General features: G+C 70.7%; 19 protein-coding genes and 1 tRNA gene. 15 read left to right on the top strand and 5 right to left on the bottom strand.

From position 1 onward, the window contains the following. The first annotated feature begins 62 nt into the window (after window positions 1-62). From P8R59_RS04905 to P8R59_RS04885, 5 genes are all read left to right on the top strand, one after another. Window positions 63-1,562: an MFS transporter gene (locus P8R59_RS04905; protein ID WP_278102993.1), complete on the top strand. Its 1,500-nt coding sequence runs from the start codon at window positions 63-65 to the stop codon at window positions 1,560-1,562. Window positions 1,563-1,595: 33 nt separating this feature from the next. Further along, window positions 1,596-3,167 (top strand): GMC oxidoreductase, encoded by a 1,572-nt coding sequence (locus tag P8R59_RS04900; protein ID WP_278102992.1) that lies wholly within the window; start codon window positions 1,596-1,598, stop codon window positions 3,165-3,167. 88 nt (window positions 3,168-3,255) lie between these two features. Beyond that, a complete protein-coding gene (locus P8R59_RS04895; RefSeq protein WP_278102991.1) occupies window positions 3,256-3,645 on the top strand; it encodes an ester cyclase in 390 nt (129 codons plus the stop codon). Between the two features lie 84 nt (window positions 3,646-3,729). Next, complete coding sequence (locus tag P8R59_RS04890) at window positions 3,730-4,011, top strand: hypothetical protein (protein WP_278102990.1); 282 nt, start codon at window positions 3,730-3,732, stop codon at window positions 4,009-4,011. Further along, complete coding sequence (locus tag P8R59_RS04885; RefSeq protein WP_278102989.1) at window positions 4,011-4,451, top strand: BLUF domain-containing protein; 441 nt, start codon at window positions 4,011-4,013, stop codon at window positions 4,449-4,451. The genes P8R59_RS04890 and P8R59_RS04885 overlap by 1 nt, the downstream gene beginning before the upstream one ends. A gap of 96 nt (window positions 4,452-4,547) precedes the next feature. Here P8R59_RS04885 and P8R59_RS04880 read toward each other — a convergent pair whose 3' ends face one another. Beyond that, window positions 4,548-5,570 carry an Lrp/AsnC family transcriptional regulator gene (locus P8R59_RS04880; protein ID WP_278102988.1) on the bottom strand — a complete coding sequence of 341 codons (1,023 nt, stop codon included), beginning with the start codon at window positions 5,568-5,570 and terminating at the stop codon, window positions 4,548-4,550. A gap of 127 nt (window positions 5,571-5,697) precedes the next feature. Between P8R59_RS04880 and P8R59_RS04875 the strand changes: the two genes are divergently transcribed. Genes P8R59_RS04875 through P8R59_RS04855 form a run of 5 tightly spaced genes read left to right on the top strand, consistent with a single transcriptional unit; the run spans window position 5,698 to window position 12,043 of the window. Further along, entirely contained in the window at window positions 5,698-7,257 is a 1,560-nt protein-coding gene (locus tag P8R59_RS04875; protein ID WP_278102987.1) for an ABC transporter substrate-binding protein, read from the top strand. Window positions 7,258-7,274: 17 nt separating this feature from the next. Then, window positions 7,275-8,303, top strand: coding sequence for an ABC transporter permease (locus tag P8R59_RS04870; protein WP_278102986.1), 1,029 nt, complete (start codon window positions 7,275-7,277; stop codon window positions 8,301-8,303). Then, window positions 8,290-9,987: a dipeptide/oligopeptide/nickel ABC transporter permease/ATP-binding protein gene (locus tag P8R59_RS04865; RefSeq protein WP_278102985.1), complete on the top strand. Its 1,698-nt coding sequence runs from the start codon at window positions 8,290-8,292 to the stop codon at window positions 9,985-9,987. Before P8R59_RS04870 ends, P8R59_RS04865 begins: the two co-directional genes overlap by 14 nt. Further along, entirely contained in the window at window positions 9,984-10,781 is a 798-nt protein-coding gene (locus tag P8R59_RS04860; protein ID WP_278102984.1) for an ABC transporter ATP-binding protein, read from the top strand. Before P8R59_RS04865 ends, P8R59_RS04860 begins: the two co-directional genes overlap by 4 nt. After that, complete coding sequence (locus tag P8R59_RS04855; protein ID WP_278102983.1) at window positions 10,781-12,043, top strand: metal-dependent hydrolase family protein; 1,263 nt, start codon at window positions 10,781-10,783, stop codon at window positions 12,041-12,043. The genes P8R59_RS04860 and P8R59_RS04855 overlap by 1 nt, the downstream gene beginning before the upstream one ends. A gap of 24 nt (window positions 12,044-12,067) precedes the next feature. On the opposite strand, the gene P8R59_RS04850 is transcribed toward P8R59_RS04855, so the two are convergent. Both P8R59_RS04850 and P8R59_RS04845 read right to left on the bottom strand, forming a co-directional pair. Further along, window positions 12,068-12,751: an SGNH/GDSL hydrolase family protein gene (locus P8R59_RS04850; protein ID WP_278102982.1), complete on the bottom strand. Its 684-nt coding sequence runs from the start codon at window positions 12,749-12,751 to the stop codon at window positions 12,068-12,070. A gap of 1 nt (window position 12,752) precedes the next feature. Beyond that, window positions 12,753-12,826 (bottom strand) — tRNA-Gly (locus P8R59_RS04845). Window positions 12,827-13,026: 200 nt separating this feature from the next. On the opposite strand from P8R59_RS04845, the gene dcd reads away from it, so the two are divergent. Next, window positions 13,027-13,632, top strand: a complete 606-nt coding sequence (dcd, locus tag P8R59_RS04840) for a dCTP deaminase (protein ID WP_278102980.1) — start codon at window positions 13,027-13,029, stop codon at window positions 13,630-13,632. Window positions 13,633-13,882: 250 nt separating this feature from the next. Here the strand turns inward: dcd and P8R59_RS04835 are convergent, their stop codons facing one another. Next, window positions 13,883-14,665 (bottom strand): MarR family winged helix-turn-helix transcriptional regulator, encoded by a 783-nt coding sequence (locus P8R59_RS04835; protein ID WP_278102979.1) that lies wholly within the window; start codon window positions 14,663-14,665, stop codon window positions 13,883-13,885. Window positions 14,666-14,776: 111 nt separating this feature from the next. Here P8R59_RS04835 and P8R59_RS04830 point away from each other — a divergent pair, with 111 nt between their 5' ends. Next, the gene (locus P8R59_RS04830) at window positions 14,777-15,292 is read left to right on the top strand and encodes a MarR family winged helix-turn-helix transcriptional regulator (protein WP_278102978.1); all 516 of its coding nucleotides are present in this window, start codon (window positions 14,777-14,779) and stop codon (window positions 15,290-15,292) included. A gap of 147 nt (window positions 15,293-15,439) precedes the next feature. Here P8R59_RS04830 and P8R59_RS04825 read toward each other — a convergent pair whose 3' ends face one another. After that, window positions 15,440-16,822 (bottom strand): MFS transporter, encoded by a 1,383-nt coding sequence (locus P8R59_RS04825; RefSeq protein WP_278103791.1) that lies wholly within the window; start codon window positions 16,820-16,822, stop codon window positions 15,440-15,442. Window positions 16,823-16,960: 138 nt separating this feature from the next. On the opposite strand from P8R59_RS04825, the gene P8R59_RS04820 reads away from it, so the two are divergent. The 3 genes from P8R59_RS04820 (at window position 16,961) to grpE (ending at window position 21,523) form a co-directional block, all read left to right on the top strand. Next, window positions 16,961-18,712: a DEAD/DEAH box helicase gene (locus tag P8R59_RS04820; protein ID WP_278102977.1), complete on the top strand. Its 1,752-nt coding sequence runs from the start codon at window positions 16,961-16,963 to the stop codon at window positions 18,710-18,712. 321 nt (window positions 18,713-19,033) lie between these two features. After that, window positions 19,034-20,902, top strand: a complete 1,869-nt coding sequence (gene dnaK, locus P8R59_RS04815) for a molecular chaperone DnaK (protein ID WP_278102976.1) — start codon at window positions 19,034-19,036, stop codon at window positions 20,900-20,902. A 12-nt stretch (window positions 20,903-20,914) separates the two neighbouring features. After that, a complete protein-coding gene (gene grpE, locus P8R59_RS04810) occupies window positions 20,915-21,523 on the top strand; it encodes a nucleotide exchange factor GrpE (protein WP_077051246.1) in 609 nt (202 codons plus the stop codon). Window positions 21,524-21,530 lie beyond the last annotated feature (7 nt).

The raw sequence follows: 21,530 nt of genomic DNA, 5'->3' as shown, positions 1-21,530 counted from the left end.
TGAGGGAGCCGGAGCGGCACATACGGTCGCGTCGATCGCCCGGTCGTACGGGCGCCCCACGTATGACTCTCTCCCCCGCGCGCGTGCGCATCCTCGTCGTCGCCCTTCTCGCGGTGTCGTTCCTCGGCGCCCTCGACCACACGGTGGTCTCCACCTCGCTCGCCACGATGGCCGGCGACCTCGGCGCGCTCGAGCACATGAGCTGGATCATGGTCGGCTACACCCTCGCCGCCACCGTGATGCTGCCCGTGCTCGGCAAGCTCGGCGACGTCGTCGGGCCGCGCAGCGTCTTCCTCGTGTCGCTCGGCCTGTTCCTCGTCGCCTCGCTCGCGTGCGGCTTCGCCCCCGACCTCGGCTGGCTGATCGCCGCCCGCGTCGTCCAGGGCCTCGGCTCCGCGGGGCTCCAGCTGATGTCGCAGACGATCATCGCCCGCGTCACGAGCCCCCGCCAGCGTCCCCGCTACATGGCCGTGATCGGCACGGCCTTCCCGGTCGCGATCGTCGTCGGACCCGTCGTCGGCGGACTCATCACCGACTTCTGGGGCTGGTCGTGGGTGTTCTGGATCAACATCCCGGTGGGTCTCGCCGCCTTCGCGCTCGCCCTGGTCGCCGTGCCCCGTCTCCCCGGTGGCGCGCACCCCCGCTTCGACATCCCCGGCTCGATCGTCTTCACCGGCACGCTCGTCGCACTCGTGCTCGCCGTGACCTGGATCGGCGACGACGCCCTGCGCCCGGCGGCGCTCGCGTGCGCGGCGGCGGCGGTCGTCGGCATCCTGGCCCTCGTCGCCATCGAACGACGGGCGGTCGAGCCGATCCTGCCGCCCCGGATCCTGCGCAATCGCACGATCCTCGCCTGCCTCGGTCTCTCGCTCATCGTCGGCGCCGGTCTGTTCGCCGTCGTCGCGTACGTGCCGACCTACATCCAGATGGCCTATCGCACGACCGCGACCGTGTCGGGTCTCGTGCCGATCGCGACCGTGCTCGGGATGCTCGTCAGCAACCTGCTCACCGGGTGGTTGGTCAGCCGCTCGGGCCGCTACCGCTTCTACCCCGTCTTCGGCACGGTGCTCGGAGCCGCGGGGCTGGCGACCATGGCCGCGCTCCCGGCGGGGGCGCCGCTGTGGGTGCCCATGGTCGTGATGGCCGCGGTCGGCATCGGCACCGGCTCGTTCACGAACCTCATCTTCGCCGTCGTGCAGAGCGCGGCCGCCCGCTCCGACCTCGGAGCCGTCACCGCCACCACCAACCTCGTGCGCCAGGTGGGGTCGGCGGTCGGCACCGCGATCGTCGGCGGCGTGGTCGGCTTCGGTGTCGCCGCGGCCCTCCCGGTCGGTCTGGATGCCGACACCCTCACTCCCGCGGTGGTCCGCGCCGCGTCCCCCGAGGTTCAGGACGCCGTCGCCGTGATCTACCATGACACCTTCGCTCCGGTGTTCGCCGGTCTCGCGCTCGTCTACGCCTGCGGCATCGTCTTCGCACTGCTGCTCCCCGGCGGGCGCCTGTCCGACGAGGCGCCCGCACCCCTCGATGCCGTGACCGACGCCGAACGCCAGCCCGTCTGATCTCTCAGCCCGCCTGATCTCGAAGGAGAGACCATGTCCGACACCCCCACGATCGCCGTCGTCGGCAGCGGACCCATCGGCGCCGCCTACGCGCGGGTGCTGCTGGAGTCGCTTCCGCAGGCGCGCGTCATCATGTTCGAAGCCGGACCGCCGGTCACCGAGCGCCCGGGGGAGAGCGTGCGCAACATCGCCGACCCCGACGAGAAGGCCCGCGCCCGCGAGAGGTCGCAGGGGCCGCAGGCGGGGGAGTTCCGCGACTCGCTCGGCATCCCGTCCGGCACGATCGTCGAGGGCATGTTCACGGCGCGCCAGGGGACGCATCTGCTGGACTTCGGCGGCGCAGGGTCGGCGCACGCCCCGAGCTTCCCGGCGGCGGCCGCCGCCACCAACGTCGGGGGCCAGGGCGCGCACTGGACCTGCGCGATCCCGCGTCCGGCGTTCAGCGAGAAGCTGGACTTCATCCCCGACGACGAGTGGGAAGACCTCATCTCGACCGCCGAGGACCTGCTGCACAAGCAGAGCGCGGCGTTCTCGGACTCGCCCGTGGGCGCCGCGATCCGCACTCTCCTCGACCGCGAGTTCGGGGCCGAGCTCCCCGAGGGCTTCGGCGTGAGCACGCTGCCGGTCGCCGGCGACCCGCAGCCCGACGGCACCATGCGGTGGGCCGGGACCGACACGGTCCTGGGTCCGCTCATCGAGCCGGGTACCGACACCGCGGGGCGGTTCGAGCTGCGCGACCTCTCGCTCGTGCGGCGCATCGACCATGACGGTGCGCGCGTGCGGGGCGTCGTGGTGGAAGACCTGCGCACGCACGAGGAGGCGTTCGTCCCGGCGGATGCCGTCGTCGTCGCCGCCGACGCGTTCCGCTCGCCGCAGCTGCTGTGGGCTTCCGGCATCCGTCCGGCTCCTCTCGGCCGCTACCTCACGGAGCACCACGTCGTCATCGGCACCGTCGTGCTCGACGGTGAGCGGATGAGCGAGCTCGTGTCCGACGCCGAGCTGCAGGCCGAGCTCGACCGGCGCGCGCTGAACCCGGCCGACCCGGTCGCGGCGGTCAACCGCATCCCGTTCTCCGAGCCCGACCACCCGTATTCGGCGCAGATCATGTACGCCGAGACCCCGCCGTTCCCGCTCGACCCCGCGCACCCCGCCGCGGGGAACCGCTGGGGGTACATCAACATGGGCTTCGGCGTGCGGAAGTTCCCGCGCGTCGAGGACGGCGCGACCTTCAGCGACGACGAGCTCGACTACCGCGGGCTGCCGAACTTCACGATCGAGTACGCGTTGACCGAGCGGGAGGATGCCGAGATCGCCGAGGCGACCGAGCGGCTGCGGCGCGCGGGCGCGGCGCTCGGCTCGTTCATCGCCGAGCCGCGGCTGCTGCCGAACGGCTCGAGCCTCCACTTCATGGGGACGATGCGCGCCGGAACCGACCCCGCGACCTCGGTCGCCGACCCGTACTCCCACGTGTGGGGGTTCGAGAACCTGTTCGTCGGCGGCAACGGCCTCATCCCCACGGCGAACACGATGAACCCGACGCTCACGAGCGTCGCGATCGCCGTCCGCGGCGCCCGTCGCCTGGCGGAGGAGCTCGCGGCATCCTGACGGGTGGCGTGAGTCGCCAGGATTTGTCGCTTCTCTGCCAGCCGAGGCGACAAATCCTGGCGACTCACGCGCGGGGATAATGGGGCGGGTGGAGGCCTGGGAGACGCGCGAGTGGTTCCAGGAGTTCCTCGACGCGCTGAACCGCCACGACGCGGAGGCGGTGCGGGAGTTCCTCGCCCCCGACGTGCGCCGCGCGCACCTCCCCGCCGGGGCGGATGCGTGGCTCGACGAGTACGCCGACCTGGTGCGCGGCTTCCCGGATTGGCAGTGGCGTCGCATCCAGGTCGTCGTCGAGGACGATCGCCTCGCCGTTCACCTGCGGGGGAGCGGCGCGCACACCGGGATCTTCCTACACGTGCCGGCGACGCGTCGCCGCGTCAGCATCGCCTCGTTCGCGATGTACCGGCTCGCGCGAGGGCGCATCGTCGAGGCATCCGGAACCGACGACGCCGAGGCGATCCTCGCCGCAGTGCTCTGACCGTCCTCCTGTCAAGCGGCTGGAGCGCCTTTCGGGCATGTGTACTTTCGGAAGGGGACCCTGCCGGGGCGGAAGGACGCGCGCATGACTGTTGACGATCGACCCGGTGCCGGTGTCGTGTGGGCGCGGGTGGAGGACGGATTCCACGTCGCCAGTGCGCGCGGGGTCTTCCTCGGCTACGTCGACCGCGAAGCCGACGGCAGCTATCTGGCCTACAACGGACGCTCGCGTCTCGTCGGACGCTTCCCCGGACTGGTCGCCGGAATGGCGGCCGTCGCCCAAGCGCACGCGGATGCCACGAACGCCGTGCCCGAGATCGAGCTGCGCCAGGTCCCCGACGTCTTCCCCGGGTCGGTGATGCAGTGATGACGGACGACCTGTTCTCGCTGACCTACTCGAGCACCGCCGTCGCCCCGTTCGGTGACGACGAGCTCGCCCGGCTGCTGGAGTCCAGCCGCGTCGCCAACGTCGGCACCGACCTGTCGGGCGTGCTGCTCTACCGCGGCGGCCGATTCCTCCAGGTGCTCGAGGGTCCCGAATCGGCGGTCCGGGATGCCATCGACCGCATCCGTCGTGACCCCCGCCACCGCGACGTGCGGATCCTGGTGTCCGAGCCCGTCGAGGAACGCCGGTTCCCCGACTGGACGATGGGCTACGAACCGCTCGGAACGTCGACATCGGCACCGCCGGAGGGGTTCCGCGACACCTTCGACGACCTGGACTCCGGGGATGCCACGGTGACCGCGCGGGCGCTCGCCGAGCTGACGCTGTGGTTCCGGGTGCGCTCGGGCCGGCGCGCGGCCTAGCGCGGCGGTGTCAGAGGCCGAGCGTCTGGAGCTCGGCATCCATTCGCTCGGCGATGTGCGCGTAGCCGACGGGGCGCTGCGTCCGCCGCTGGATTCTCAGTCCCCGCCGTTCTCGCGGAAGGGCACGTGCCGCGCCTGCATCCCGTTCGCGTCGAGGACATGGCCCGCGCGCTTGTAGACCCGAGGGACGACCCACACGTCCGTGAACGACAGCTGGGGGTAGACCTTGGCCACGCGCTGTTCCAGGTCGTCGAGGTCGGCCAGGTCCCGCAGCCAGAGCGAGATCGCGAGGTTCGCCGGTCCGGTGACCGAAGCGATGAGGCGCGATTCCGGCAGGAGGCGGAAGGACGTGGCGATCTGCTCGAGATTCTCCTGGGGAGCGCGCAGCCACAGCATCACCGCGCATTCGTAACCGAGCGCGCGGTGGGCGACGTCGATGCGCCAATGCGCCCAGTCCGCGCCCAGCAGCGTCGTGACCCGTCGGGACACCGCCGCCAGTGAGCCGCCGGCGCGTTCCCGGATCTGGGCGAGTGGACGGCGGACGTCCTCGGCCAGCGCTTCGAGCACGCTCCACTCCTCCGGGGTCGGCTCCGCCGCGAGGTCGGACGCGGGCTGTGGTCGTCGGGCGGCGATCGCCGCGGTCTGCGCGTCGGTGAGCACGCCCAGCCGCCACTGCCCGCCTTCTTGGAAGACCCGTCGGACATAGTGCGCGCGCGTGGTCGCGACACCGGGCACGGTGGCGATGCGCGTGCGCACGCACTGATCGATCTCCGCGAGGGAGGCCGCTCCGACGGTGACGTAGACCTGCCGGTCGCCCGAGGTGCCGTGCACGCTGAACACCTCGGGGATCACCGCGAGGGCGTCGACGGTCTCGTCGAGCCCGGCCGGGTGGCAGAGCACCTCGACGAACGCGAGGGGCTGCCGCCTCCGTCGCTCGAGCGGCATGTAGAAGCAGCTCGACCACACCGCTCCGCAGTCGGCCAGGCGGCTCCAGCGGCGCGAGAGCGTGCTCGCATCCGACGACAGGATGCCCGACAGCTCGGCCCACGAGGCGCGCGGGTGCAGCTGGAGCGCGTTAACAATGCGGTAATCCAGCGCGTCGAGCTCGGGGATATCCATGCGCTCGGTTCCTTCCGATCGAACAATTCGTGCGGTCTTGGTCGATGGGGTCACCGATTCGCGCGGATGCCGCATCATGGACGAAAGTATCCCGAAAACTAATTCTTGTATCCAATCTGGAGGAATCGTGGCGCGATCGCATCGTCTTCTCGCATCGACCCTGGCCGTCGTGGGTGTGCTCGCGACCGCCGGCTGCGCGGCGAGTGGGGAGGTGAACGGCGGCGGCAGCGACGTGGATACCATCCGCACCACGTTGCTCACCGATCCCAGCACCTTCGACCCGGCACTCTCGCGCGCCACCGACGACTACACGACGGCGCGGCTGCTCTACGACACCCTCCTGCGCCGCGACGACGGCAACGTGCTCGTGGGCGGGCTCGCGAGCTCGTGGGAGGCCGTCGACGCGAGCAACTACGTCTTCACACTGCGCGATGACGCGACCTGCTCCGACGGATCGCCCCTCACCCCCGACGCGGTCGCCGCGTCCCTCGCGCGATTCCTGGACCCCGAGACGGGTTCGTCGGCGCGCAGCCTGGCCATCGGCGCCGGGACCGCGACGGTCGCCGCGGATGACACGGCCGGTACGGTGACGGTGTCGCTGTCCGAGCCCTGGTCGGACCTCCCCGTGGGGGTCAGCCTGCCGCAGGCCGGCATCGTGTGCGCTCCCGGCCTGGCCGATCTCGACGGACTCGCGGCGGGGACGGTCGCCGGGGCGACCACGGGCCCCTACACCCTGGCCGCGGCGCAGCCCGCGGTGTCGTACACCTTCGCGCTGCGCGAGGGCTACGACCAGTGGCCGGAGTTCGCGACGCCTCTCGAGGGCCGCCCGGCCGGCACGGTCGTGCTCACGCCCATCGCGGACGACGCCACCGTGGCCACGCAGCTCATGGCGGGAGCGCTCGACCTCGCACCGGTCTTCGGCGACGCCGTGGACCGCATGGAGGGCGCGACCGGATTCAGTTCGGTCACGTACACCAACTCCACGAGCTACCTCGTCTTCAACGAGCGCCCCGGCACGATCTTCGCCGACAACCGCGATCTGCGCCTCGCCGTGGCCCGTGCCATCGACCCCAGCGCGGTCAACGACGTCGTGACGAACGGACGCGGCGAGGTGCTGCACACGCTCGCCTCGAACGCCCTGGCCTGTGTCGTCGACGACCCGGCGGACGCCATCGTGTACGACGCGGATGCCACGGGCACCCTGTCGGGCGTCACCATCCGCCTCATCGGGACCACCGGGTTCGGCGCGGCCAACGACTACATCGCCGAGGTTCTGCGCGCGCAGGGGGCGACGGTCGAGGTGAACGCGCTGGACAACGCCACCTGGTCCTCCACCACCGGTGCCGGCGGGTCGGATTGGGACATGACGCTGCAGGGCGACGTGAACATCATGGGCACGCTGCCCTCGTCGCTGCTGCGGGCGATGGGTCCGGTGACGGAGGAGGGCGGCCGCTCGAAGACGGGCGCGGCGAACGACGCGGGCTACGCGGCTCTGCTGCGGGCGATGAGCGCCACCGACGACACCGAGAAGTGCGCCGCGCTGGGCGAGGCGCAGGAGAGCATCCTGCAGCGCGTCGACGCCGTACCGCTGGTGAGCACGCCCGGGATCGTCTTCATGGCCGACGGATTCAGCATCCGCGCCTTCGGTGACTACCTCGACGTGTCGACGATGCGCATCACCAAGTGACGGCGGGGGAGGACACGATGGCACAGCTCGCGCACGCTCGGCCGGCCACGGCGCCGTCGCCACGTCGGACGGCGACCTCACCCTGGATCGGGTTCGCCGTACGCCGCGGGGCGGGCCTGGCGGCGACCATCGCCGTGCTGGTCGTGGTGTCCTTCCTCATCGTCCAGCTCATCCCCGGCGACCCCGCCGTGGCACTGGCCGGTCCCGACGCGACGACCGCGCAGATCGAGGCGCTCCGCTCGCGGCTGCGACTCGATCTGCCGGTGTGGGAGCAGTTCGCCGTATACGTCGGCGGACTCCTCCAGGGCGATCTGGGACAGTCGTTCATGTATGGGCGCCCTGTCGCGGAGCTGATCGCCGCGCGCCTCCCCTTCACCGCGGCGATAGCGCTGTCGAGCATCGTCCTCGTGCTGCTCGTCTCGATCCCCCTCGGTCTGACGATCGGTGTGCTCACGCGGGGCGGGCGACGTTCCTGGCTGGACACAGGCTTCGGCGCGGTCACGGGTCTCCTCGACTCGCTCCCCGGCTACATCTTCGCGACGCTCCTGGTCGTGCTCCTCGGCACCGGGGTGGGCGTCCTGTGGCTCCTCCCTCCGGCCTACCTCGCTTCGGCCCCGGTCGCCTCGCTCGTCCTCCCCGTGCTCGCCCTCTCGGTCGGGCCGATCTGCATGGTGTCGCGTCTCGTGCGCCGGGAGACGGCGGTGGCGCTGGCCGAGGACTACATGCGCACCGCGCGCGGCTGGCGTCTGGGCACCGCCGCGCTGTACCTCCGCAACGCGCTCCCGAACCTCCTCACCTCGACCCTGACCCTGAGCGGCCTGATCCTGGGCGGCATGCTCGGGGGCGCCCTCGTCATCGAGAGCGTCTTCGCGCTTCCGGGCCTCGGCACCGGCATCATCCAGGCCATCCTGAATCGCGACTTCCCCGTCATCCAGGGGATGGTGCTCGTCATCGGCCTCGTCGCCGCTCTGGTCAACCTGCTCGTCGACGTCCTGCTCGGCATCGTCGACCCGCGCACCCTCGGAGGACGTCATGCAGATTCCTGACTCTGTCGCATCCACGCCGCGCAGCGCCCCCGGGCGACGTGCCGGCAGCGCCGGACTCCTCGCCGGGCTCGTTCTCGCCGCGGTTCTGCTGATCATCGCCGTGGTCGCTCCCCTCGTGCTCCAGAGCCAAGCCGACGCCCTGGGTGCGCGGTCGCAGCCACCGAGCTCCGAGCACTGGCTGGGGACGGATGCCGTGGGGCACGACATGTTCGCCCGAAGCCTGGTGGCGACCCGTCTCACGCTGCTGATGACCGCGGGGGCGACCCTCATCGCCGTCGTCGGGGGCGTGGTGTTCGGCGGAGTCGTGCAGCTCCTGCCCGGGCGGCCGCGGGAGCTCGCCCTGCGCGCGATCGACAGCCTCGTCGCCTTCCCGGGCCTCCTGCTCGCTCTCGTCGTCGCCGCGATCCTCGGTGCGAGCGCCCCCTCGGCCGTCGTCGCGATCGGGGTCTCCGGCATCCCGTACTTCGCCAGGCTCGCCGCCAACCTCGCCGGATCCGTCCTGCATCGCGACTACGTCGAGACCGCCCGGCTGCTCGGTGCACCGCCGCTCGCCGTCCTGCGCCGACACGTCCTGCCGAACATCGCGGAGCCGATCCTGGTGCTGACGGCCTCCACCTTCGCCGCGTCGTTGACGGCCATCTCCGCGTTGTCCTTCGTCGGGCTCGGCGTCCAATCGCCCGCCTACGACTACGGCAAGCTCCTGAACGAGGCGCTTCCCTCGCTCCTGGCGGGTCGCGCGTACCAGGTGGTCGGTCCCGCGGCGCTCATCGTGCTCGCCGGTGTCGCGGCCATGCTCATCGGCGACGGCCTCGCCGCTCGCGCGGATCCGCGCCGATCCGTGCCGCGTCGTGTCCCTCCCGTGCGGCCGACCGAGCTGCACGCGCCCGGCGACGCGCTGCTGCACGCCGAGAACGTCGTGGTCTCGCGCGCGGACGGCGTCGCGCTGGTCAAGGGCGTCTCGTTCAGCATCGGGCGAGGCGAGATGCTCGGCATCGTCGGGGAGTCGGGGTCGGGCAAGTCGCTCACCGCCCTGACCGTGGCCCGCCTCCTCCCCGACAGTCTGGAAGCGAGTGCCCGGCGGCTCACGCTGGGGGAGAAGGACCTGCTCCGGCGGCAGCCGCCCGCGGTCATGGCGCGGGCGATCGCGCTGGTGTACCAGGATCCGGGAACGACCTTCAACCCGGCTCTGCGGATGGGCGCTCAACTGGGTCAGGTTCTTCGCGCCCACTTCGGCCGAAGCCGCTCGCAGGCCGACTCCGCCGTGAGGGAAGCTCTCGAGGCGGTGCGGGTCTCCGACGCGCCGCGGCGCATGCGCCAACGTCCTCATGAGTGGTCCGGGGGGATGCGGCAGCGGGCGATGCTCTCGTCCGCCCTCACCGTCACGCCCGAACTGATCATCGCCGACGAGCCGACGACGGCCCTCGATGTGACCGTTCAGCGCGAGATCCTGCGGGAGCTCCGCCGGGTGAGCATCGAGAACGGGTGCGCACTGCTGTTCATCTCTCATGACATCGCCGTGGTGCGCGCCCTCTGCCACCGCGTGCTCGTGATGAAGGACGGCGAGATCGTCGAGGAGCTGTCGGCCGGACATCTCGACCTGGAGCACGCCCGCCACCCCTACACGCGAAGCCTGCTCGAGGCCGACCCCGCGTTCGACGTCGCCCGCCCGGAGGTGTCCGCATGACGGATGTCGGCTCCATCGTCCGCGCGCGGGACCTGCGCGTCTCGTTCGGCCGGACCGAAGTGCTGCACGGCGTCGATCTCGACGTTGCACCCGGCTCCGCCGTCGGTCTCGTCGGCGAGTCCGGCTCGGGCAAATCGACGCTCGCCAAAGTGCTCGTCGGCTCCGTCGCCCCCACGTCGGGTGTCGTGGAGGTGGCGGGCATCGATGTCGGCGCGGCCGATCGCGCGAGCCGCCGAAGGCTGCACCGGAGCGTGCAGCTGATTCCGCAGGACCCGTACTCGTCGCTGAATCCCCGCCGGACCATCGGCCAGGCCCTCGCCGAGGCGATCGACCCCGTCCGCCCGTCGGTGCGAGGCTCGCGTGCGCGGATCGACGAACTGCTGGATCGCGTGCGCATCCCGCGCGACGCCGTCGGGCGTCACCCCCACGAATTCTCCGGGGGTCAGCGACAGCGCATCGCCATCGCGCGCGGCCTCGCCGTGGAGCCGCGCGTCCTCGTCGCGGACGAGGTCACGTCGGCACTGGACGTCTCGGTGCAGGCCGAGGTGCTGCGCCTGCTCGCGGAACTCCGACGCGACCTGGGGCTGACGATGCTGTTCATCTCCCACAACCTCGCGGTGGTCAACGTCGTGTGCGACGAGGTCGCGGTCATGCGCGCCGGCGACGTCGTCGAGAGCGGGTCCGTCCGTGAGGTCTTCGCGGCACCGCGGCATCCCTATACCCGCGAGTTGCTGGCATCCGTGCCCGGCTCCCCCGACTTCACGCTCGAGACCGCCCTCGAAAGGATCCACTGATGACGATCTCCTCCGTCTCCCTCCGCCTGACCGGTGCCCGGCTGATCGACGGCACCGGTGCGGGCCCGGTGCCCGATGCCGAGTTGCACGTCGACGAGGACGGACGCATCCTCTTCGCGGGCCCCGCCGCCCACGCGCCCGTCGTTGCGGCGACGGTCACGCGCGACCTCGGCGGACGCACGCTCCTGCCCGGCTTCATCGATGCGCACGTGCACCTCGGCTTCGACTCCGGCAACGGTCCCTTCCACGACCTCACCACCGACCCGGTGCAGGTGGTGTTCGAGACCGGGCGGCGGCTCGAGCAGACCCTCCACGCGGGGGTGACCACGGCGCGCGACCTCGCCGGGTTGACCCTGGGGCACAAGGCCGCCGTCGAGCAGGGGCTCGTGGCGGGGCCGCGCCTGCACACGGCCGTCCGCATCATGAGTCACACGGGAGGGCACTCCGACTTCCACCTTCCCGGCGGTCACGTGAAGTACCACGTCTCCGCGTCCGACGAGATCGCCGACACCGTCGACGAGGTGCGCACGGCCACCCGCCGCCTGCTGCGCGACGGTGCGGACGTCATCAAGGTCTGCACGACGGGCGGGATGTCCAGTCCTCACGACCAGCCGACCGACGAGGGGATCACCGCCGACGAGATCCGCGCCATCCGCGACGAGGTCGACCGTCACGGCGGTCGGCCCATCGCCGCGCACGCGCAGGGAACCTCCGGCATCCTCGCGGCGCTGCGCGGCGGCGTCGACAGCGTCGAGCACGCCTACGGCATCGACGACGAGGGGATCGATCTGGCCGGTGAGAACGGCACGTTCCTCGTGCCGACGCTCTCGACGGTCTTCACACCGCTCGTGAAGGAACGCATGCGGCCGTTCCACTACGAGAAGAAGGTGCGCTGGGTCGAGATCACGCGCGTGAACATCGCCCGCGCCATCGAGCGGGGGGCGCGCTTCGCCATGGGCACCGACTCGGGGATCTGCGCGCACGGGCGCAACCTCGCCGAGCTCTCGCACCTCGTCGAGCTCGGGATGTCGCCGATGGACGCGTTGCGCGCGGGCACGGCGCACGCGGCCGAGCTCCTTCGCGTCGACGACCGACTGGGCACGCTCGAAGCCGGCAAGATCGCCGACTTCGTTGTCGCCGACGTCGACCCGCTGACGGACATATCCGCACTGGGTTCTCCCGAGAACGTGGTCGTCGTGGCCAAGGCGGGCCGGATCGTCAAGGATCTCCTCGTTTCCGAGCGCGTGCCGGTCGGGGCCTGACGGCCCGCTCGCGCCGCGGCCGTTTCAGAGGCCGAGCGCCTGGAGCTCGGCATCCATTCGCTCGGCGATCCGGGCGTAGCCGACGTCGTCGGGGTGGAGTCCGTCGCCGGCCATCCAGCTGTCGTCGTCGTCGGCGTAGTGCCCGTCGAGCCAGTGGCTCGCCCCGGGGATGTGGTCGGCGCCGATCCGCCCGGCCGCGTCGCGCACCCACCCGATGATGACGTCGACGGATGCCGGCCGGTCGGCGGTGTACCAGAACGGTTCGACCACGATGATGCGCGCGCCGGGAAGGCCCTGGCGCAGCCGGTCGAGGTCGCTGTCGATCGTCGCCCGGATTTCGGCGGCGGCGCCGTCGTAGCTGAAGTTGTCGTTGAGTCCCATGGTGACGAACACGATGTCGGGGTCGTCGCGGATGATCTGGGCGGGGATGTCATCGAGCCCCGGCCCCATGCTCGCGCGCCGGTTGACGAACCCCAGGCCGTTCTCGCTGCGGTTGATCTCGGTCCAGCCGCGCTCCGCGCAGATGATCGTCGACCAGCGCTTGTCGGACGAACTCGCGCCCGTGCCGCGGGTGTACGAGTCGCCGTAGAACGCGACGGTGGTCGCGCCGGGCTCCGTCGTGGGCTCCGGCTCCGCGGATGGTGGCGCGCACGCCGTGAGGCCGAGCGCGAGCACTGCGCCGAGGAGGATGCCGAGCACGCGATGCATGTGGAGGGGCTGACGGGAATCGAACCCGCGCTGTCTGCTTGGGAAGCAGAAGTTCTGCCATTGAACTACAGCCCCGAGCGCCGTGAGGCACTTCCGCCAGCATAACAGCGTCTTCCGTGGCATCCGGGTCGGGGTTCGGCGTCGAGGATGCCCAAGTCACGTGATCTGGTCGAGCGCACACGTCGAGGCGCGGCATTGCGGGTGGGTTCGCCCAGATCACGTGATCTGGCGAACCCCGCGCCACCCGCGCCGACCCCACGCCCTAGGCTGGGCGCGTGCTGCTCTCCGACCGCGACATCCGAGCCGAACTCGCCGACGGACGCCTGGGGCTCGACCCCTTCGATCCGGCCATGGTTCAGCCGTCGAGCGTCGACGTGCGACTCGACCGGTACTTCCGGCTGTTCGACAATCACAAGTACCCGTTCATCGACCCCGCCGAGGATCAGCCTGAGCTCACCCGCCTCATCGAGGTCGAGCCGGACGAGCCGTTCATCCTGCACCCGGGCGAGTTCGCGCTGGGATCGACGTTCGAGCGCGTCAGCCTGCCGGACGACGTCGCCGCGCGCCTCGAGGGCAAGTCGTCGCTCGGACGCCTCGGGCTGCTCACCCACTCGACCGCAGGATTCATCGACCCGGGATTCTCGGGGCACGTCACGCTCGAACTCTCCAACGTCGCGACCCTGCCGATCAAGCTCTGGCCGGGCATGAAGATCGGGCAGGTCTGCTACTTCCGCCTGACTTCCCCCGCCGAGAACCCGTACGGGTCGGGGCCCTACGGCAACCGCTACCAGGGCCAGCGCGGCCCGACGGCATCGCGCTCGGCGCTGAACTTCCACCGCACGAACGTCGGCACGACCGACGCCGGTTCCGCCGGACGCTGAACCGCACGAGAACAGCCCCGTCGAGGTCGCCTCGACGGGGCTGTTCTGTCGTGCGCTGGTGGCGCGGTGCCGCGTACGCGGCGTCGTGTGCGGGGTGCCCTGCGGCGCGGCGTGCAGCGCGTGTACGCGGTGCCGTGTGCGGCGATAAACGCGATTCCCGCGTAGAAACGCGATGTCCACGCGTTTCTCGTCGCGGAGGGCGTTTATCGGTGGTCACTCGGATGCCGCGGACTCACCGGATGCCACCGGTTCACTCGGATGCCGCGGACTCGCCGGATGCCGCGGACTCAGCGGATGCCGAACCTTCGCGGCCGCGGCTTAACCCGGCGTCGAAGCCGCGCTCGTAGGCGCGCTGCGCCGCCCGGTGGTCCCGGTCGTCGTGCCCGTGCCGTCCGTGGTGCGCGTGCCCGCCGTGGCGGGGGTCGCATCCGCGTCCGTGGTGGGGGCGGTCGTGTTCGTCGGTGCCGCGTTCGCGGGGGCCGAAGCCGTCCGCGTCGGGGCGGGAGCCACGCGCGCCGGGGCCGAAGCCGGGGCCGAAGCCGGGGCCGAAGCCCGGGCCGAAGCCGCGCCCGAACGGGCCGAAGCCGCGCATGCCGGGGCCGCGGCCGCCGCGTCCGCGAGGGCCGAACGGCGCCGCATCCGAGTCGTCGAGGCCGAGCGCCGCCGACACCGTGTCGAGGGCGGCGACGAGACGTTCGAGCTCTTCGGCGGGGACGTCGGCGAGGAGCGCCGAGCGGTCGGCATCCAGACGGTCGAGGATCTCGCGACCCTCGGTGGTCAGCGACCAGCCGTCGTCGGTGCGCTCGATCCATCCCCGCTCGGCGAGGGCGGTGACGCGCTTGCCGCCGCGGGCGAGGCGCTCGGCGATCCAGGGAGCGTCGATGCGGCCGTCGATCGCGCGCAGCACGAGCACGGTCTTGGGGTGCAGGTCGCTGTCGCGCAGTTGCGCGAACAGGCGGTGGTGCAGCGCGTGCCCGACCGTGGTGAGGCGGTGGGCGAGGCTGCGGGGGTCCAGAGGTGTGGAGGTGTTCATGGGGTGGTCCTTTCGTGTGGCGGGAGATTCGCCGGTTACATGTCATGTGACAACGGATGTACTGTGACATGTATTCCGGATGCTTGTCAAGCGACATGTAAAATCGAGCCCATGACCGCCGACCCCGCCGACGAGATCGCCGCTGCCCTCGCCAAACTCCGCGGTCGGCGGCCGCGCCCCCCGTTCGCCGGAGGCTTCGGCGGCCCCCACGCCCACGAACACCGAGGTCACGGTCCGCACCCGTTCCACGGCGGCCCGCCGTGGGCCGACCCCGGCCAGGGGCGGTTCGCCGGCGTCGCACGCCTGCGAATGCTCGACGCCCTCGTCTCGGCATCCGGTCCGTTGTCGGTCAGCGAGATCGCCGACGCGGTCGGCGTCGATCAGCCCCGCGCGTCACGCCTCGTGCAGCAGGGCGTGCAGATGCGGCTCGTCGAGCGCGAGCCCGACCCCGACGACGCCCGCCGCACGCGCGTGCGGCTCACCGCCGAGGGCGAGCGCCTCGTCTCGAGCCTCCGGGGCAGGCGGCGGGATGCCGTGCGCTCCGCGCTCGAGTCCTTCACCGACGCCGAGCGCGCCGACTTCGCCCGCCTGCTGGCGAAGTTCGCCGACGCCTGGCCGCAGGACTGAGCCCGCGGCATCCCAGACACCGGAACAGGGGATGCCGCCGGAACAGGCCGATCTCGACGGAATCGCCCTGTTCTCGGCGCATGGCCTGTTCTCGTGACGCCGAAGCCGAAGCCGAAGCCGAAGCCCAGGCCGCCCGCAGGCCGCGTGTCAGCGGATCTCGGCGCCGCGGTTCTGCACGGGGATCATCAGCGCCAGGCCCACGGCGAGGATCAGCACGATCCCCAGGATGCCGAGGCGGGTGTCGCCGGTGAGCCCGACGAACAGCGCGAACAGCCCCGGCGCGAGGAACGACACCGCGCGACCGGTCGTGGCGTAGAGGCCGAAGATCTCCCCCTCGCGACCCTCCGGCGTCGCCCGTGAGAGGTAGGTGCGGCTCGCCGACTGGACGGGTCCGACGAAGAGGCCGAGCCCGAGGCCCGCGATCCAGAACGCCGTCTGCGACGTGCCGATGAACAGGATCACGGTGCCGAGCACGATGAGTCCCGCGAGGGAGATGACGATGACGCGTTTCGGGCCGAAGCGGTCGTCGAGGCGTCCGGCGAACATCGTGCTGATGCCGGCGACCACGTTCGCGGCGACGGCGAAATACAGCACCTCGGTCGACGAGAACCCGAACACCTGCGCCGCGATGATCGCCCCGAAGGTGAACACGCCGGTGAGGCCGTCGCGGAAGATCGCGCTGGCGATGAGGAACAGCAGCACCGGACGACTGTCGCGCCAGAGCGAGCGCAGCGTCCCCCACAGCAGCACGTACGACGGGAAGAAGCCCACCCGCACCTTCCGGTTCTGCGCCGGGATCTCGGGCACGCGCACGAGCACCGGGATCGCGAACACCGCGAACCACACCGCGGATGCCAGCACCGCCAGCCGCACGTTGAGGCCGCCGTCCTTCGGCACGGCGAGCAGGCCCGCGGCATCCGGGTTCCCGAACCCCTGGATGAACAGGATCAGCAGCAGGAGGAGGAGCACGATCCCACCGACGTAACCCATGCCCCAGCCGAAGCCCGAGACGCGGCCGATGTTCTCGCGCGTGGAGACCTGCGACAGCATCGCGTAGTAGTTGACGCTCGCGAATTCGAAGAAGACGTTGCCGACCGCCAGCAGCGTCGCCCCGAGGATGAGGTACTGCGGCGTGCCCTGGACGAACACCATCGCCGCCATCGCCAGCACGATGACGCCGGTGTTGACGGCCAGCCAGAGCTTCCGCCGGCCCGAGCCGTCGCTGCGCTGACCGAGCACCGGGGCGAGGAGCGCGACCGCGATGCCCGCGATCATCAGCGCGGTGCCGACGAGGCTCGCGTTCTCGGCCAGCGCCTTCACCAGCGCGGGGTTTCGGTCGTCGTCGCCGGCGGCCGCGACGATCGCGGGGTCCACGAACAGCGAGCTCGACAGGTAGGTGCTGAAGACGAAGGTCGTGACGACCGCGTTGAACGCCGCCGAACCCCAGTCCCACAGCGCCCAGGCCAGGACGGGGCGCTTGCCGTCGGTGGAGGGGAGGGATGCCGCGGGGGCGGCGCCGGGAGTGGACATGTCGCTCACGCTAGGACCCTTCGGTGAACGCGCGGAGACGTTCGGCGCGGACGCGCCGTCGGCGGCGCGTGGGCTCAGGGTAGACCCTCGTGCGGCCTCGAACGGGGGTTTCCCGGGGTGGCGCACTACCGTGGAGTCATGGCATCCGAAAACCCCGTCCCCTCCGAAGAGGCGGACACCGCCCCCGAGCAGCTCACCTTCGCCGACCTGGGACTGGATGCCGCCGTGCTCAAGGCCCTCAAGGACGTCGGCTACGAGACCCCGTCGGCCATCCAGGCCGCCACGATCCCCGTCCTCCTGCAGGGCCGCGACGTCGTCGGCCTCGCCCAGACCGGTACCGGCAAGACCGCCGCGTTCGCCCTCCCGGTGCTGTCGCAGATGGAGACCGGGCACAAGAACCCGCAGGCCCTCGTGCTCGCCCCGACCCGCGAGCTCGCGCTGCAGGTGTGCGAGGCGTTCGAGAAGTACGCCGCGCACATCAAGGGCGTCTCGGTGCTCCCCGTCTACGGCGGCCAGGGCTACGGGCAGCAGCTGTCGGCCCTCCGCCGCGGCGTCGACATCGTCGTGGGCACGCCCGGTCGCATCATGGACCACCTCGACAAGGGCACCCTCGACCTCAGCGAGCTGAAGTACCTCGTGCTCGACGAGGCCGACGAGATGCTGAAGATGGGCTTCGCGGAGGATGTCGAGACGATCCTCGCCGACACGCCGTCCACCAAGCAGGTCGCGCTCTTCTCGGCGACGATGCCGGCGCAGATCCGCCGCATCTCGGCGCAGTACCTCAACGACCCCGAAGAGATCACGGTCAAGACCAAGACCACGACCTCGGCGAACATCACCCAGCGGTACCTCGTCGTGTCGTACCAGCAGAAGATCGATGCGCTCACCCGCATCCTCGAGGTCGAGAACTTCGAGGGCATGATCGTCTTCACCCGCACGAAGAACGAGACCGAGACGGTCGCCGAGAAGCTGCGCGCCCGCGGCTACACCGCCGCCGCCATCAACGGCGACGTCGCGCAGGTGCAGCGCGAGCGCACGGTCAACCAGCTGAAGTCGGGCAAGCTCGACATCCTCGTCGCGACCGACGTCGCAGCGCGCGGTCTCGACGTCGAGCGCATCAGTCACGTCGTCAACTACGACCTCCCGATCGACACCGAGTCGTACGTGCACCGGATCGGCCGCACGGGACGCGCCGGACGAACCGGGGATGCCATCAGCTTCGTGACCCCGCGCGAGCGTCGCATGCTCACCGCGATCGAGAAGGCCACCCGCCAGCCGCTGACGGAGATGTCGCTGCCGAGCGTCGATGACGTCAACGCCACGCGCCTCACCCGCTTCGACGACGCGATCACCACCGCGCTCGAGGACACCGCTGCGATCGCGACTTTCCGCGACGTGGTCGCCCACTACGTCGCGCACCACGACGTGCCTGAGGCCGACGTGGCCGCGGCGCTCGCCGTGGTCGCGCAGGGCGACACGCCCCTCCTGCTGGAGGAAGAAGCGCTGTCGCAGCCGCGCTTCGACCGGGATCGCGACCGCGACCGCGACCGTGCGCCCCGCGAGGGCGCGGAGCGCCGCGAACGCCGCGACAGCGACGGCCGGTTCGCCACGTACCGGATCGCCGTCGGGCGCCGACAGCGGGTCGAGCCGCGCCAGATCGTCGGGGCGCTCGCGAACGAGGGCGGCCTCCGCCGCAACGACTTTGGCGCCATCCAGATCCGCCAGGACTTCTCGCTCGTGGAGCTTCCGGCCGACCTCCCGCGCGACACCCTCAACCGGCTGACCGACACCCGCATCTCGGGCGTCCTCATCGACCTGCGCCTGGATCAGGGCGGCCGGTCCGCGAAGCGCACCGAGCGTCCGCAGCGCCGCTCGTACGATCGCGACTGAGCCCGCGGCATCCCTCCTTCGACGCCCTCGCGACCTGCCCGGTCGCGGGGGCGTCGTGGTTCGCGGCCGCTTTGGGGCGCGTTTGTGCGTTCGGGGCGTGGTTTTTCGCGCCCCAACCGCACAAACGCGCCCCAAACCCGTGGATGCCGGCTCCAGACGACCCGACCCGCCACTGGAAAAGTTGAGCCAATTCATATCAAGTCTGCTTGACGCCCCGAGTCGCCTGCGTTAGCCTTGAGTCATCGCGGCTCAACCCGCGCAGCAGACTTTACGAAACCCCGAGTCGTGGCATCCGCCCGACTCATGATCAAGGAGACACATATGCCACGTGCAGTGGGAATCGACCTCGGGACGACCAACTCCGTCGTGAGCGTGCTCGAGGGTGGCGAGCCGAAGGTCATCGCCAACGCCGAAGGCTTCCGCACGACCCCCTCGGTCGTCGCTTTCACCAAGGACGGCGAGGTGCTCGTCGGCGAGACCGCCAAGCGCCAGGCCGTCACCAACGTCGACCGCACGGTCTCGTCCGTCAAGCGCCACATGGGCACGAACTGGACGTTCGACGTCGACGGCAAGAAGTGGACGCCGCAGGAGATCTCCGCGCGCATCCTCCAGAAGCTCAAGCGCGACGCCGAGGAGTACCTGGGCGACAGCGTCGCGGATGCCGTCATCACGGTGCCCGCGTACTTCAACGACGCCGAGCGTCAGGCGACGAAGGAGGCCGGCGAGATCGCGGGCCTGAACGTCCTGCGCATCATCAACGAGCCCACCGCCGCCGCTCTCGCGTACGGCCTCGACAAGGGCAAGGAGGACGAGCTCATCCTCGTCTTCGACCTCGGTGGTGGAACGTTCGACGTGTCGCTGCTCGAGGTGGGCAAAGACGACGACTTCTCGACCATCCAGGTGCGCGCCACCGCCGGTGACAACCGCCTCGGTGGAGACGACTGGGACCAGCGCGTCGTCGACTACCTCATCAAGCAGTTCAAGGACACCACCGGTGTCGACGTCTCGGGCGACAAGATCGCCCTCCAGCGCCTCAAGGAGGCCGCGGAGCAGGCCAAGAAGGAGCTGTCGAGCTCGACCTCGACCTCCATCAACCTGCCCTACCTCTCGCTGACCGACTCGGGCCCCGTGTCGCTGTCCGAGACGCTCACCCGCGCGAAGTTCGAGGACCTCACCAAGGACCTCCTCGACCGCACCCGCAAGCCCTTCTCGGACGTCATCCGCGAGGCCGGCGTGAAGGTCGACGACATCGCGCACGTCGTGCTCGTCGGTGGCTCGACCCGCATGCCCGCGGTCGCCGAGCTGGTGAAGAAGGAGACCGGTCGCGACGCGAACAAGGGCGTCAACCCCGACGAGGTCGTGGCCGTGGGCGCAGCGCTCCAGGCCGGTGTCCTCAAGGGCGAGCGCAAGGACGTGCTGCTCATCGACGTCACCCCCCTGAGCCTCGGTATCGAGACCAAGGGCGGCATCATGACCAAGCTCATCGAGCGCAACACGGCCATCCCGACCAAGCGCAGCGAGACCTTCACCACCGCCGACGACAACCAGCCGTCGGTCGCGATCCAGGTCTTCCAGGGCGAGCGCGAGTTCACGCGCGACAACAAGCCGCTGGGCACCTTCGAGCTCACCGGCATCGCCCCGGCTCCCCGTGGCATCCCGCAGGTCGAGGTCACCTTCGACATCGACGCCAACGGCATCGTGCACGTGTCCGCGAAGGACAAGGGCACGGGCAAGGAGCAGTCGATGACCATCACGGGCGGCTCGTCGCTGCCCAAGGAGGACATCGAGCGCATGGTCCGCGAGGCCGAGGAGAACGCGGCGGAGGACAAGAAGCGCCGCGAGTCCGCCGAGACCCGCAACCAGGCCGAGACCCTGTCGTACTCGATCGAGAAGCTGATCAAGGACAACGAGGACAAGCTGCCCGAAGAGGTCAAGACCGACGTCCAGGCCGACGTCGACGCCCTCAAGACGGCGCTCGCCGGTGACGACGACGACGCGGTCAAGACCGCGTTCGACAAGCTCAACGCGAGCCAGGGCAAGCTCGGCGAGGCGATCTACGCGTCGTCGCAGGCCCAGGGTGAGCAGGCCGACCCGAACGTCGGCCAGCCCGGCAACGGTGAGACGCCGAACCCCGAGGAAGACGTCATCGACGCCGAAGTCGTCGACGACGAGACCGACGAGAAGAAGTAAGCGACAGAACTGATGGCACACAAGGACGACGAACAGCCCCAGGGCTCGGGCGCCGGTCCTGACGAGACGACGGGGCCGGAGGAGAACACCTCCGGCCCCGCGCCGTCGGGCGAGCAGACCCCGGATGCCGAGGGCCTCACGATCGAGGACATCCTCGGCGCCGAGCAGACCCCCGAGGCCGCCGCAGAGGGGGCGTCCTCCGACAAGGAGGCCTCGCTCCTGATCGACCTCAAGCGCCTGCAGGCCGAGTACGCCAACTACCGTCGGCGCACCGAGGAGCAGCGCGAGCGCGAGATCGAACGCGCGAAGGGCGAGGCCGTGAAGGGCCTCCTGCCCGTCATGGACGACCTCGACCGCGCCGAGAAGCACGGCGACCTCGTCGAGGGCACGCCCTTCGCGGCGATCGGCGACAAGGTGCGGGCCGTGGCCGAGCGACTCGGCGTGGTCTCGTACGGCACCGCCGGCGAGCCCTTCGACCCGCAGCAGCACGAGGCGATCTTCCAAGCGCCCACCCCGGGCGTGACCCAGGCCACGGTGCTCGAGGTCGTCGAGGTGGGGTACCGCCTCGGCTCCGTCGAGCTGCGACCGGCCAAGGTCGTCGTCGCCGTGCCGGTCGAGTAGGAGGACA

This window comes from Microbacterium proteolyticum (assembly GCF_029639405.1).
Taxonomy (GTDB): Bacteria; Actinomycetota; Actinomycetes; order Actinomycetales; family Microbacteriaceae; genus Microbacterium.
This window is presented reverse-complemented; position numbering and strand designations above follow the sequence as displayed.

Coding starts and splice junctions, on each gene's coding strand:
- P8R59_RS04855 (WP_278102983.1), top strand. CDS start 10,781: ATGACGATCTCCTCCGTCTCCCTCCGCCTGACCGGTGCCCGGCTGATC.
- P8R59_RS04890 (WP_278102990.1), top strand. CDS start 3,730: ATGACTGTTGACGATCGACCCGGTGCCGGTGTCGTGTGGGCGCGGGTG.
- P8R59_RS04885 (WP_278102989.1), top strand. CDS start 4,011: ATGACGGACGACCTGTTCTCGCTGACCTACTCGAGCACCGCCGTCGCC.
- P8R59_RS04835 (WP_278102979.1), bottom strand. CDS start 14,665: ATGAACACCTCCACACCTCTGGACCCCCGCAGCCTCGCCCACCGCCTC.
- P8R59_RS04830 (WP_278102978.1), top strand. CDS start 14,777: ATGACCGCCGACCCCGCCGACGAGATCGCCGCTGCCCTCGCCAAACTC.
- dnaK (WP_278102976.1), top strand. CDS start 19,034: ATGCCACGTGCAGTGGGAATCGACCTCGGGACGACCAACTCCGTCGTG.
- P8R59_RS04905 (WP_278102993.1), top strand. CDS start 63: ATGACTCTCTCCCCCGCGCGCGTGCGCATCCTCGTCGTCGCCCTTCTC.
- P8R59_RS04900 (WP_278102992.1), top strand. CDS start 1,596: ATGTCCGACACCCCCACGATCGCCGTCGTCGGCAGCGGACCCATCGGC.
- P8R59_RS04880 (WP_278102988.1), bottom strand. CDS start 5,570: ATGGATATCCCCGAGCTCGACGCGCTGGATTACCGCATTGTTAACGCG.
- P8R59_RS04850 (WP_278102982.1), bottom strand. CDS start 12,751: ATGCATCGCGTGCTCGGCATCCTCCTCGGCGCAGTGCTCGCGCTCGGC.
- grpE (WP_077051246.1), top strand. CDS start 20,915: ATGGCACACAAGGACGACGAACAGCCCCAGGGCTCGGGCGCCGGTCCT.
- P8R59_RS04825 (WP_278103791.1), bottom strand. CDS start 16,822: ATGTCCACTCCCGGCGCCGCCCCCGCGGCATCCCTCCCCTCCACCGAC.
- P8R59_RS04860 (WP_278102984.1), top strand. CDS start 9,984: ATGACGGATGTCGGCTCCATCGTCCGCGCGCGGGACCTGCGCGTCTCG.
- P8R59_RS04870 (WP_278102986.1), top strand. CDS start 7,275: ATGGCACAGCTCGCGCACGCTCGGCCGGCCACGGCGCCGTCGCCACGT.
- P8R59_RS04865 (WP_278102985.1), top strand. CDS start 8,290: ATGCAGATTCCTGACTCTGTCGCATCCACGCCGCGCAGCGCCCCCGGG.
- P8R59_RS04820 (WP_278102977.1), top strand. CDS start 16,961: ATGGCATCCGAAAACCCCGTCCCCTCCGAAGAGGCGGACACCGCCCCC.